The sequence below is a fragment of the Herpetosiphon sp. genome, from assembly GCF_003512625.1.
Classification (GTDB): domain Bacteria; phylum Chloroflexota; class Chloroflexia; order Chloroflexales; family Herpetosiphonaceae; genus Herpetosiphon; species Herpetosiphon aurantiacus.
Genome location: NZ_DOPT01000017.1, coordinates 65,248 through 77,088 on the forward strand (window position 1 = coordinate 65,248; position 11,841 = coordinate 77,088).

General features: G+C 47.9%; 12 protein-coding genes and 1 pseudogene. 5 read left to right on the plus strand and 8 right to left on the minus strand.

The features are described from left to right. Positions 1–271: 271 nt before the first annotated feature. The 4 genes from DEF47_RS03560 (at position 272) to DEF47_RS03575 (ending at position 4,673) form a co-directional block, all read left to right on the plus strand. On the plus strand, positions 272–1,909 hold the full coding sequence (locus DEF47_RS03560; RefSeq protein ID WP_012190300.1) for a DHA2 family efflux MFS transporter permease subunit: 1,638 nt from the start codon (positions 272–274) through the stop codon (positions 1,907–1,909). Positions 1,910–2,195: 286 nt separating this feature from the next. After that, positions 2,196–3,029 (plus strand): substrate-binding periplasmic protein, encoded by an 834-nt coding sequence (locus DEF47_RS03565; protein WP_012190299.1) that lies wholly within the window; start codon positions 2,196–2,198, stop codon positions 3,027–3,029. Positions 3,030–3,115: 86 nt separating this feature from the next. Further along, complete coding sequence (locus DEF47_RS03570; protein WP_012190298.1) at positions 3,116–3,925, plus strand: amino acid ABC transporter permease; 810 nt, start codon at positions 3,116–3,118, stop codon at positions 3,923–3,925. Beyond that, positions 3,915–4,673: an amino acid ABC transporter ATP-binding protein gene (locus DEF47_RS03575; protein ID WP_012190297.1), complete on the plus strand. Its 759-nt coding sequence runs from the start codon at positions 3,915–3,917 to the stop codon at positions 4,671–4,673. The genes DEF47_RS03570 and DEF47_RS03575 overlap by 11 nt, the downstream gene beginning before the upstream one ends. On the opposite strand, the gene DEF47_RS03580 is transcribed toward DEF47_RS03575, so the two are convergent. From DEF47_RS03580 to DEF47_RS03615, 8 genes and pseudogenes are all read right to left on the minus strand, one after another. Continuing rightward, the gene (locus DEF47_RS03580) at positions 4,670–4,975 is read right to left on the minus strand and encodes a hypothetical protein (RefSeq protein WP_012190296.1); all 306 of its coding nucleotides are present in this window, start codon (positions 4,973–4,975) and stop codon (positions 4,670–4,672) included. The genes DEF47_RS03575 and DEF47_RS03580 overlap by 4 nt on opposite strands. A 2-nt stretch (positions 4,976–4,977) precedes the next feature. Then, positions 4,978–5,913: a DNA-methyltransferase gene (locus DEF47_RS03585; protein ID WP_012190295.1), complete on the minus strand. Its 936-nt coding sequence runs from the start codon at positions 5,911–5,913 to the stop codon at positions 4,978–4,980. Positions 5,914–5,956: 43 nt separating this feature from the next. Beyond that, positions 5,957–6,562, minus strand: a pseudogene (locus DEF47_RS03590) (BglII/BstYI family type II restriction endonuclease). Next, entirely contained in the window at positions 6,550–6,801 is a 252-nt protein-coding gene (locus tag DEF47_RS03595) for a helix-turn-helix domain-containing protein (protein WP_287044970.1), read from the minus strand. The pseudogene DEF47_RS03590 and the gene DEF47_RS03595 overlap by 13 nt, the downstream one beginning before the upstream one ends. Before the next feature lie 181 nt (positions 6,802–6,982). Beyond that, the gene (locus tag DEF47_RS03600) at positions 6,983–7,489 is read right to left on the minus strand and encodes a hypothetical protein (RefSeq protein ID WP_012190291.1); all 507 of its coding nucleotides are present in this window, start codon (positions 7,487–7,489) and stop codon (positions 6,983–6,985) included. A gap of 4 nt (positions 7,490–7,493) precedes the next feature. Continuing rightward, the gene (locus DEF47_RS03605; RefSeq protein ID WP_287044971.1) at positions 7,494–7,625 is read right to left on the minus strand and encodes a hypothetical protein; all 132 of its coding nucleotides are present in this window, start codon (positions 7,623–7,625) and stop codon (positions 7,494–7,496) included. Then, positions 7,622–8,722, minus strand: a complete 1,101-nt coding sequence (locus DEF47_RS03610; protein WP_012190290.1) for a M24 family metallopeptidase — start codon at positions 8,720–8,722, stop codon at positions 7,622–7,624. Before DEF47_RS03610 ends, DEF47_RS03605 begins: the two co-directional genes overlap by 4 nt. 321 nt (positions 8,723–9,043) lie before the next feature. Further along, positions 9,044–10,609: a glycosyl hydrolase family 18 protein gene (locus DEF47_RS03615; protein WP_012190289.1), complete on the minus strand. Its 1,566-nt coding sequence runs from the start codon at positions 10,607–10,609 to the stop codon at positions 9,044–9,046. Between the two features lie 758 nt (positions 10,610–11,367). Between DEF47_RS03615 and DEF47_RS03620 the strand changes: the two genes are divergently transcribed. Continuing rightward, on the plus strand, positions 11,368–11,814 hold the full coding sequence (locus DEF47_RS03620) for a response regulator (RefSeq protein WP_012190288.1): 447 nt from the start codon (positions 11,368–11,370) through the stop codon (positions 11,812–11,814). Positions 11,815–11,841: the final 27 nt, after the last annotated feature.

Genomic DNA, 11,841 nt, shown 5'->3' on the forward strand with positions numbered 1-11,841 from the left:
CATTGGCCACGCCTTGATTATAAAGCTAAATTGCAAAATGAGGAAAATCCAGTCTGATCGGCGCATAGTAGCTCCCGATCTCCGATCCCCAACAACCGAGCCCCAATTGCCTGCTTGACAAACAAATTTTTCGGCGTACCATTTAATTAGTTAGATTAACTAAGCAAATAGTTGCAATCTATCAGCAGTAGTTTGCATGGGCTGGAAGCAACCAGAAACTGCTGCTTTTTGATGTGGAATAAATTGGACATGCTAGTTGCGAGGGTATTTCATGGCGGCGACAGCGCAAGATTCAGAGCAATCACCAAAAGGCGGTTTAGCCTACAAATGGAAGGTATTAATTTCGGTTATATTCGGGATCTTCATGGTGATTCTGGATACGACTGTCGTAAACGTGGCATTTCGCACGGTGCAACAAGATCTGGGGGCGACGATCAACGAAGCCCAATGGATTTTGAGCATTTATGTCTTGATGTTGGGGATTAGCACGCCAATTTCGGGCTATATGGCTGATCGCTTTGGCCTCAAGCGCACTTATGTGATCGGTCTTTCAATCTTTGTACTTGGCTCGTTTTTGTGTGGGGTCGCACCAACAATTGAAACGTTGGTCGTGGCGCGGGCAATTCAGGGGCTTGGTGGTGGTTTATCAACTCCACTTGGCACGGCCTTCATCTATGGAGCTTTCCCTCCCAATGAGCGTGGCAAAGCCCTTGGGGTGTTTGGGATTGCCATGGTGCTTGGGCCTGCTTTAGGGCCAATTCTCGGTGGCTTGTTGGTCGATAACGATCTTTGGCGCTGGATTTTCTTTATCAATGTGCCAATTGGCGTGCTGGGTGTAAGTTTGGCGATTCGCTGGCTCAAGCCAACCCCACCAACGGGCAAACCCAAACTTGATGTGCTAGGCTTGATCACCTCCACGGTTGGATTTGGCTCGGTGCTGTATGCCGCCACGATTGCCGCCGAACAGGGCTGGGAATCGGGCAGCGTCACGATGTGGTTTATCATCGGTGGCATTAGCTTGCTCCTCTTTGGTTTGATTGAATTATTCGTGGCCAAAGAACCCCTACTCGATTTGCGCTTATTCAAAAAACCAACCTTTACTATGGCCAATTTGGTGGGCTGGGTTAGCGTCTTGGCATTGTTCGGGGCCGAATTTTTGTTGCCCTTGTATTTGCAGGTGCTACGTGGGCGCACCGCTTTAGAAACTGGCTTTATCTTGCTGCCCTTGGCGATTGCTGCTGGCTTTGCTACTCCAACGGCTGGGCGTTTATACGACAAAATCGGCCCGCGCCCGTTGATTGTGACTGGCTATGCGATTTTGATTCTCAACACCTGGCAACTCTCGAAATTGCAAGCCGATACCTCAATTGGCTGGATTATGTTCTTGCTGGCCTTACGTGGCTTGGCGCTGGGCATGACCGTGCAAACCACCTTCGTCACAGCACTATCGGATGTTGATTTGCCCAAAGTGCCACGTGGTTCGGCTTTGATCAATGCTACGCGCCAAGTGATTCAATCGATTGGCGTGGCCGTGTTGGCGACGATTCTCGCCAGCACAACCTCAGTCGCAACCAAAGAATTTCAAGAGCAATCGCAGGCTCGTGCCGCCGAGAATGCCCAAGCTGGAGTTGCAACTGCCGCATTTGGCCTGTGCGAAACCCCAGGCGTTGACCCATCCAAGAATTTGCCAGCAGGCATGGAGCAAGCACCAGCTGTGATGCAAGATCAAGTTCGGAGCAGCATTCAATTGGCTTGTGCTGAACAAGTTGCTGGCTTTGAAAAAACCTATCACTTCACCTTCTATGTAGCAATGGTAGCACTCTTCCTTGGCTTATTCCTGCCTGGTTGGCCGCTCAAGTGGGCCGGTCGCGGTGGAACTGCCGGAGCGGCGGCAACTGCTAGCCATTAGGATGTAATGTAAATGCGTACCCTCACCCCCTAGCCTCCTAGTCCGCCGGGGAACCATCAGCGATTCTCCCTTCTCCCGCCGCAGTGGGAGAGGGGCTGGGGGTGAGGGAAATAAACACTATAACGATTAACGTAGCGGCGCAGAGTATGTTGATTTACTCTGCGCCGCTGCGTTAATTGCATTGATCGCAATAAGCCCTAGCAATTTTTGATTTTAGGCCAAGATTTTGCAAAACAACCGTGCGATTGACGGTATAATACCAACTCTATATCAGGAGGAACTGCAGATGAAACGCCTCAATGTTGTGGCTCTGTTGAGCTTACTGTTGGTTGTGCTGGGCGCATGTGGCGCAGAGTCAGCAACTCCAACAACTGCTCCAACAACCGCTTCGACCACCGCTCCCGTCGCTGGCAAGATCGATCTTGCTGGCCGTGAAGTCAGCATCGCCGTCGAAAACTTGTACCCACCATTCAACTACATCAACCCGCAAACGGGCAAAGGCGAAGGCTGGGATTACGATGCTTGGACAGCGATTTGTGCTGAGTTGAACTGTAAACCAGTTTTCAAAGAAACCTCATGGGAAGGCATGATCCAAGCGGTTGGCAATGGTCAATTCGACGCTGCTGCCGATGGGATCACGATCACGCCTGAACGAGCTGAGCAAGTGGCTTTCTCCGATGGCTATATTCAAATTAGCCAACGCCTGTTGGTGCGCAACGATGAAACTCGTTTCACCAGCATGGACGAATTCGCCAAAACTGAATTCCGCTTAGGCACGCAAACTGGCACCAGCAACTACGAAACCGCCAAAGGTTTGCTCGATGAAGCCCGCATCCAAGGTTTTGAAACCTTCCCATTTGCGGTAGCCGCCTTGATCAACGGCGACGTTGACGCGGTGATTATGGACGAAACCGCTGGCCAAGGCTATGTTGGCAACAACAGCGACCAATTGAAGCTGGTTGGCGACCCAATCAAGAGCGATCAATTGGGCTTTATTTTTCCAAAGAACAGCGATTTGGTTGAGCCAGTGAATGCCGCCCTCAAGGCGCTGCGCGAAAATGGCAAGCTAGCTGAGCTTGAAAAGAAATATTTCGGCCCTGATTTCAAATTGCCCGAATAAGCTCATCAATTCAGTGGTGTGGTGCATTGAGGCGCTACACCACTGGGTTTATTCCATCCTCTCCTTAGGCATCACAAGGAGTTCCCATGGCTGCCGACCTTCCGCCTTCAACCTCGCTGCAACCCCCAACCAATAAACGTCTTGATTGGCGCACAATCCCATGGTGGCTGGTCGCAATTGGCCTGATCATCGCCTTTATGGGCTTTCGGATTATCAGCGACCCGGAATATACCCGCATTTTCGAGACGATTCTGACCGGACTTGGCACAACCTTGATGGTCACAGGTATTTCATTTATTTGTGCATTAATTTTAGGTTTGGTGCTGGGGTTGGGGCGCGTTTCACGCAACTTAATCTTGCGCAATCTCTCAATTGGCTATATTGAGTTTATTCGTGGCGTGCCAATTTTGGTGCTGATTTTTACCATCTCATTTGCAATTGTGCCAGCGTTATCCGATTGGATCACGATAAACGGCCAGAAACTGACTGTTTCGTTAACTGCCCGTGCGATTATTGCACTGGTGTTAATTTACGCGGCCTATATTGCCGAAATCTTCCGCGCTGGGATCGAATCGATCAGTCGTGGCCAGATGGAAGCCGCACGATCATTAGGCATGACCCATGGGCAAGCGATGCGCTATGTGATTTTGCCGCAAGCATTTCGCAATGTGCTGCCAGCCTTAGGCAACGATCTGATCGCGATTCTCAAAGATTCATCGTTGGTATCGGTATTGGGTGTGCGCGAAATTACCCAAGTTTCACGGCTTTCGGTTAGCTCGTCGTTTAAATATGAAGAAACCTATTTTATTCTGACCGCCTTCTATTTGACCATGACTTTAGTGCTGTCATTGCTGCTGCAATGGTTGCAACGAAAGATGAGCAGCAATGTCCACTAAACTTGCCAATTCCAATCAACCAATGATTAGCATTAACAAGGTCAGCAAGTTTTTTGGCGATTTTCGCGCCTTGGATGAGGTCAGTCTGACGGTTGATCGCGGTGAAGTGTTGATGATTGTTGGGCCTTCTGGCTCTGGCAAATCAACCTTGTTACGCTGTATCAATCATCTCGAAGTGCCCGATGCAGGCGAAATTATGATCGATGGCAAGCATGTTACGCCCAAAGAACGCGAATTAAATGCAATTCGTGCTGAAGTTGGCATGGTTTTTCAGCGTTTCGAGCTATTTCCGCATCTGACGGTGCTCGAAAATATCTGTTTGGCTCAGCAAAAAGTGCGCAAAAGTTCACGCAGTGAAAGCGAAAAAATCGCCCGTAGTTTGCTCGAAAAAGTTGGCATCCCTGAGCAGGCCAATAAATATCCACCTAAACTTTCAGGTGGCCAACAACAGCGCGTCGCAATTGCCCGCTCGTTGGCAATGCAACCCAAAGTGATTTTGTTCGATGAACCGACCTCGGCGCTTGATCCTGAGATGATCAACGAGGTGCTTGACGTAATGTTGACGCTGGCCAGCGAAGGTATGACCATGGTTGTAGTTTCGCACGAAATGGGCTTTGCTCGCAAAGCGGCGCATCAAGTGGTCTTTATGGATGGCGGCACGATTGTCGAGCAAGGCACGCCCGACCAAGTGTTTGGTGCACCCCAACATGAACGCACCAAGTTATTCTTATCGCGGATTTTGCATTAAGCGCTCAAGGCTAAAATGAACGCCCAAACTACCAAGCCGCTAACACCCAGCCAACGATGCCGACGGGTGCTAGCTCGCTGCAAGGGAAACAGCGCCAAAATTGGGATGATTAAGCTGACCAACCACCACTGCTCAACGCCATTCCACCAACGCCAAGTTAGGGCTGTGGCTGTGCTAAGCCATGTTGCGAAAAACAGCGCATGATGCAGCCAACGCCACTGCCCCAAGCGCAGGTGCAAATATTGGACACTTGCGCCCAGCGCCAAGGTTGCGCAATAGACCACACACGCCAGATAATGCATTATTAAACGATCCCTCGGGCCGATTCCCATAGAGCAACTTGGCCTTGGTGCAAATTTTGGAGTCGCTGAATCGCAGGATCTATTTCGCCAATCTCGATACCTATCCAACGACGCTGTAATTTCTCAGCAGCATAATAAGTCGTTCCAGATCCACCAAACGGATCGAGAATCAGGTCATGAGGGTTAGTGGTTAATGCAATTAAACGCTCTAGCATAATTGGAGCTAATTCATTGGCTCCTCGTGTTTTATGCTTACTATGTCGGACTGTTGGAATATCATCCCATAAATCTTCGGCAGGAGTCCATAACTGGTTGGTTGAATGTGCTTCAAGGCTTTCATCACACCAAACCTCTTCTGGCATGTCAAATATATCCATCAGATTTAAGCCTTGAGGATTCAATTTCTTACGATGCCCCCCATAATCGCGAATTTCCTTACCACAATGTCTACATACTGGAATAGGAATATAGACTTTATTGAAGGTTGAGGGTTCGCCTTTTGTGTAGTAAAGCAAACCATAGTGAGCAGGCGAAAGCTTCTTGCCACGCGGAAAGGCCTTTGGCATTCTGCATGCGATCCAGTGCCTGAACATCATTCCTGCTTGATTAAGATATGAACCATAGCTAATTAACCATTTAGGTAGATTAAACAGAAGAATTGCTCCTCCTGGTTTGATAATTCGAATAAGTTCGCTAATCCAGCTATAAGACCATTCAAGATATTCAGCGTCTAAAAGTTGATCATTAATTCCCTTACCATAGTTTTTACCAAGATTAAATGGCGGATCAGCAAACACCATATCGATCGATTCCGAGGGTATGGCTTGAAGAAAATTAAGGCAATCTCCTTGATAGAGACTTCCTAAATCTGTACTATATCTATGATGATATTCCAAACTCTGCTGAATATCGAATAGTTTTGATGGATGATCGGGCATATACAAATCCTATCCTAGTCAAATCAGAACATTCTTTTTTATTCTACCGCAAAGCCCGACCATCTGTTCCTTTTGGAATGAGTGGAACAGTATGATCTAAACTATCGTGCTCAATCGCGATAACCATTAATATACCATTTCTAATCTGAAGTGATCGCCAAAGATCAAAATAGGGTTCAATTTCTGTATAGTTCCCAATTCGATCAGTTAAGTATTTATACATGCTACGAGTAGGAAGGATTAGTACCCCACCGATAATTGTTTCTTTTAGCATCCCAAGTGCTAGCTTATTTAATGTCCGATGGGTTGAGGAGATATTTCCTGTTTCCCATTCCAAACAGAAAAGTTATGAATTGGGAGTTTTATATGATGCATCCATTGGACCAGGTTTCTTAGCTGTGGCAATATCAATTGAATGTTCCAGTAGCCAACCCTTTTTTGCCAAATGATCCATACAGGCGGTTTTAATTGGTTTGACTCCATTTCCTTTATCAATAGGATTCAATGAGAAAACAGCACCATTAGTCGGCCAACGGATGGTGGCAATGGCTTCGATAATATCAGCATAAATGGTGTTCCAATCGGTTGTTAAGGAGAAATTGCCTGCATCTATGAGTCGTTCTTCATGAATTATTTTCATCGTGTCCATTCCTCTGATAGAGCTTTTTCAAATGCTTGTTGGACACGTTCAATAAATTCTGCAGGTGTAATCTTGAGTACATGGGCTAATTCAAAAACCGTTGTTAAAGTCGGAATTTTTAAGCCCCGTTCAAGCTGACTAATGTACGTTCGATGATAGTTTGCTTTAAAGCCAAGTTCTTCTTGCGAGATACCAAGGCTAACCCGAAGATCCTTCAAAACCACTGCAAACGCATGCTGCAACTTCATGATCGTCGTCCAACAAAGTGAAATCGGAAACATGGTTGCTATATAGACTATAGATCTACAGACTATAGTGTTCAATATCGATTTTTAGAGCTAGGCCTTTTGGTTTCTGCGGCTTTACAAAGAGTGTTTTGATTATGCTATGCTTGTTGCTATCTGGGGCTATTTTGGTTGTTATATATGGTTAATTCAGTTGCTCGGCTACATCGGCTAGCGCTTTTTGCAAGCGATCAAGGTATCCATTGAAGGGTGGTTGGTTCAAATCAAGCGTAATTGGCACATTCAAATCGACTGCCACGCTGGTGGAAATTGCCACAGTTTGGTTGAAATTGATTGGCACATTGGTCGAAACCGGAATCGTAACATCGATTGGCACTGGAATTGTCAATGAGCCAAAACCAGTATCGACGGGCAATTGCAAGGTATCCTTGATTTGCACCGAGGTATTGATTGGAATATTCAGCGATTGATTGATTGGCACATCGAGCTTGATCGGCACGGTTTGGTTAATCGGTACTTGATAGACCAAGGGTTCACGTCGTGCTTCATCAAGCGCTATTTGCAATTGACTGAGTTGTTGGTTGGCGGTCGAACGCACCTGAAACAGCGTGCCGATCGTCCAGCCATGCAGCGCCAACGACCCAATCACCAACAAACTTAATGTCCAAAATGAAGCACGACGTTGTTGCATAAGCCTACTTTCTGGTGGCAGAGCGTCGCCGCCACCACCAAATGCCAATAATTCCAACAATATTGCCCACGCCAAGCGCGAGAATCATCGCCCACAACGGTGGATCTTGGGCGATAGTTTGGGCCAGCACGATCATTTGACAATCAACTCCCGTGGAAAGTTGGTCAAACATTCAGCGCCAGTGGGGGTCAACAGCACATCATCTTCAATCCGCACGCCACCAATTCCAGCAACATAGGTGCCTGGCTCAACCGTAAAAACCGTGCCAATTGGCAGGGCAACGGTGTTGGTGCTAGCGATATAGGGCGGCTCGTGAATTTCCATACCCAAGCCATGGCCTGTGCGATGGATGAAGTAACGGCCTAATTCGGCATCCTCAACCACTTGCCGTGCGAGCCGATCAACCTGTGCGCCGCTCATGCCTGGTTTGGCTCCGGCACAGGCAGCGCGATTGGCCGCCAAAACGGTTTCATAGAGCATCCGTTGTTGCTCGTTTGGCTCGCCAACGCAAACAGTGCGGGTAATATCCGAGCAATAGCCGCGATACAACGCCCCACCATCCAAAATTACCAAATCGCCAGTTTGGATTTGGCGCTCGCCCGTCGTATGGTGTGGATTAGCACTATTTGGGCCACTCGCCACAATCGTCGCAAATGATGGGCCTTCGCCACCCTCAAGTTGCATCGCTTCTTCCCAAATGCGGGCAATTTCGCGCTCGGTTCGGCCTGGATGAAGCGCCTCAATTGCGGTTTTAAGCCCAGCCTCAACAATGCGCACAGCTTCGCGCATCAGGGCAATTTCATCAGCGCCCTTTTGCATGCGCAAACTGGCGATCGCGGCGCTGGCATCGATGCTATGTACGCCCGCAACTTCTTCTAAAGCGCGTAATTCTAGCACCCGCATCGTCGTATATTCCACGCCAACTGTGCGACCAATCAGGCCTGCCGCTGCATTGCGCAAAGCATTCATTGGGCCTTCATCATCGCTCCATGGAAACCAACGTACCGCCACTTCGCCGCTATATTCGGCTAAAGCACGCGGTTGCTCCAAGGCTGGCAGCACAATATTGATGCTCTGACCATCAGCAGCGATCAACGCCAAGGCCAAACGCTCACTTAAATGCAAGGTCAAGCCCGTAAAATATTGTAAGTTAGCCCCAGGCATCAACACCACATAATCCATCCCTTGCGGGCGGGCAGCGCTAGCCAAACGTCGAATTCGCACGCCACTCATGCTACAACCTCCACCAAATAGAATATGCTCAGTATAGCACTCTCGCTCAAGGCATTGATCAATGTGGATAATTTATGGAGAGTTTATTGATTTTATAGATCTCCTCCCTTCCGTCCCTCCGCTGGAGGGAAACGCAGGGTGTTTTCATCCCCCTGCACCCCCTAAAGGTCGATTTGGGAGACCCATAATATGATGGTATATTCAAAATCAGGGCTTTAATATGAATATGTAAGTTCTCTTGATTCAATGTATTGTGCTAAAAACCAAATGACGCGAGCACCACTGCTCGCGCCATTTAGCCTCACCGATATGAGTTTGAATCTAGCGACCTTGGTAAAGGGCGTTGATCAATTCGCCATTCGTGGTGTCGCCGCTCAATTCCCAGAACATCGTGCCGCCAAGACCTTTGGCTTTTACATAGTCAGTCTTGACTTTCATAATGGCTGGGTCATCATAGGTCCAGAATTGGCCGTTGCCGTAGAGCCAAGCAGCGCCAGCAGCGCTATTTGAGTAGCGGGTCAAGCCTTTGGTTTTCAACACTTTGTAATCTTCGATGCCAGCTTCGTAAGTTGCTGGAGCAGCTGAGCCAGGTTGGAACAAGCCATTGTTGGTGCTTGGTACATCTTTCCAGCCGCGACCATAGAATGGTACACCAACCACAACTTTATCGGCTGGAGTTCCACCATTCAACCAAGCGTTGACAGCAATATCAACCGAGTAGACTGGGCCGGGATCGCCAGCGATTGAATATAAGTTTGATTGGAAGTTGGTGTTAGCTTCCCAAGCGCCGTGCAAGTCGTAGGTCATGATGTTGATGAAATCGAGATATTGGTGAATTTGACCAACCTGAATCTTGGCGATCTTGGCTGGGTCGGCTGGGGCAGCAATCGTCAACAACAAGCCTGGGCGAACTGCGTTCAATTGGCTGCGGAATTCGCTCAACAAGGCGGTGAAGTTTTGGGTATCTTCAGGGCGATAGTTACAGGTGTTACCACAAGCTGCGGGGTATTCCCAGTCGATATCGATGCCATCGAATACGCCAGCCCAGCGTGGGTCTTTGATGAACAGGTCAACACATGATTTGACGAAGGCTGCGCGGTTAGCTGGCAAGGCAGCATCCGAGAAACCTGCCGACCACGTCCAACCACCCAATGAAATCAACACTTTCAAGTGGGGGAATTCGGCTTTGAGTTTGCGCAATTGGCCAAAGCTACCGCGCAATACGCCAGTATCCCAAGTATCAGCTACGCCATCGACGCTTTCAGCAGCGCTATAAGCCCGATCATAATCGGCGTAGGTGTCGCCCAATTGGCAGCGGCTATTGACAACATTGCCAAAGGCATAGTTGATGTGGGTCAACTTAGCAGCTGAGCCACTGGTTTTGATATTGCGAACGTGATAGTTGCGACCGTAGACGCCCCATTCAGCGAAGTAGCCGATGATGCGTTTGCCACCGCCAGGTGTGGTGGTTGCAGTTGGCAAGACTGGGGTTGCAGTTGCTGGGCGTGGGGTTGCGGTTGGATTATTTGGCGTTGGCGTGGCCGTGCCAGGTCGTGGCGTTGCCGTTGGTGGCAGAGGCGTTGATGTTGCAGGGCGTGGAGTTGCGGTGGCTGGAATTGAAGTCGCGGTTGGATTGCTTGGTGAAACCGCTCGCCACAAGGCTGGAACATCAACTGGATTCCAATTTGGCAATGAAGTATGCGGTTGAATACATTCATATTCGCCACCAGCATAGCTTACTCGTGCCCCAATCGCATAGGCATGATAGTTACCATCCCATGCAGGTGCGGCTGCCTGAACCTTTTGTTGGCTCAATGCCATCAACATAACAAGAACGGGAATTAAGATAAAGGCTAGAAACCGAAACCGACGATGGATCAAATTCATAATCGTCACTCCTTCGTGGTTACTAGAGATCATCCGACGCGAACGTTCCAAACTGCTAGCCAACTTAGAAATCACTAACTAATTTCATTGGAATTACAAAGACTTTAACCGATTTTTAAACATTTGTCAAGAGGTTTAATTAACAGAATTTAAGCAAATTGGCTTTTTGACTTGGGCTCCGAGCTAATGGTTGGGTTGAATGTACCATCGATTAGCATGCCCTCACCCGCCCAGCGAGCGATGGGGAAATCATCCCACCATGCCGATTTGAACTCCCCTCGCCTGCCGCAGTGGGAGAGGGGCTGGGGGTGAGGGAACAAAAAACCTACGGGCAGCTATGTAGCACAGTTAGGCCAAACTTATTAATCAATATTCTATAAGTGTAATATGCAGATATATTCATTTAATAGTCATTAAATAGATTAATAAATATCAAAATTAGATTGAAGCATGCGCAAATAACGATTGTACAACCAAAATTTGCTACTCAACTCAGTAATCATGGTTGTTGCGGCATTTTTACGCCAAATTAGGCAGCAAAAGTCACATTCATACCAATCAGGCTATGCTATAATCAAATGCAACGAGAGCATCGTCGCTACCAACCAGCAACTTCTACAATTCAAACATCAATCACATAATTAATCAAACAAGCGTTTTATCGCCGATTACTACACTCAAAGGCCTAATTTGAGCCAATGAGCTATATCAATATTCTAGGTATAGAATATTTCTTGGCATGGAGCAAGGAGTCTGGCATGCTGGCCAATGTGTGTCTGGTGGAGAGTACCCGTGTTTTGCAAATTATGGCAAAGACTCAGTTTCGCGGCGCTGAACAATTACTGACGCAGTTCAATTTATCGACGACAATCGCGATTTGTAGTACGAGTTTTCAGCTTTTGCAATGGCTTGAATATCAACCACAGCAGTATGCCCGTTTGATTTTGGTTGATCAACGTTTGGCCGATGGGGTAAGCATCGATGAATTAATGCCGCAAATTCGTTCTGAGCATTTTAAACATCGTGCCTTGGCCGATGATGCCAAAATTATTGGCTGGAGTCGTGACGACCAAGCTCAAGAGGTTTTCTATCGTGCAGGCCTGGATGGCTTTATCTCAAAAAATCGTCAATCGCACCAACTGATCCGTGATATTGTGACCGTCTTTACCAATCAAGCTGAGCATCCATGGTTGCAGCTTAATTAATCAGGATGCGCCACCAGCAATCGCTAG

Coding starts and splice junctions, on each gene's coding strand:
- DEF47_RS03570 (WP_012190298.1), top strand. CDS start 3,116: ATGGCTGCCGACCTTCCGCCTTCAACCTCGCTGCAACCCCCAACCAAT.
- DEF47_RS03610 (WP_012190290.1), bottom strand. CDS start 8,722: ATGAGTGGCGTGCGAATTCGACGTTTGGCTAGCGCTGCCCGCCCGCAA.
- DEF47_RS03600 (WP_012190291.1), bottom strand. CDS start 7,489: ATGCAACAACGTCGTGCTTCATTTTGGACATTAAGTTTGTTGGTGATT.
- DEF47_RS03615 (WP_012190289.1), bottom strand. CDS start 10,609: ATGAATTTGATCCATCGTCGGTTTCGGTTTCTAGCCTTTATCTTAATT.
- DEF47_RS03560 (WP_012190300.1), top strand. CDS start 272: ATGGCGGCGACAGCGCAAGATTCAGAGCAATCACCAAAAGGCGGTTTA.
- DEF47_RS03585 (WP_012190295.1), bottom strand. CDS start 5,913: ATGCCCGATCATCCATCAAAACTATTCGATATTCAGCAGAGTTTGGAA.
- DEF47_RS03580 (WP_012190296.1), bottom strand. CDS start 4,975: ATGCATTATCTGGCGTGTGTGGTCTATTGCGCAACCTTGGCGCTGGGC.
- DEF47_RS03575 (WP_012190297.1), top strand. CDS start 3,915: ATGTCCACTAAACTTGCCAATTCCAATCAACCAATGATTAGCATTAAC.
- DEF47_RS03605 (WP_287044971.1), bottom strand. CDS start 7,625: ATGATCGTGCTGGCCCAAACTATCGCCCAAGATCCACCGTTGTGGGCG.
- DEF47_RS03595 (WP_287044970.1), bottom strand. CDS start 6,801: ATGAAGTTGCAGCATGCGTTTGCAGTGGTTTTGAAGGATCTTCGGGTT.
- DEF47_RS03565 (WP_012190299.1), top strand. CDS start 2,196: ATGAAACGCCTCAATGTTGTGGCTCTGTTGAGCTTACTGTTGGTTGTG.
- DEF47_RS03620 (WP_012190288.1), top strand. CDS start 11,368: ATGCTGGCCAATGTGTGTCTGGTGGAGAGTACCCGTGTTTTGCAAATT.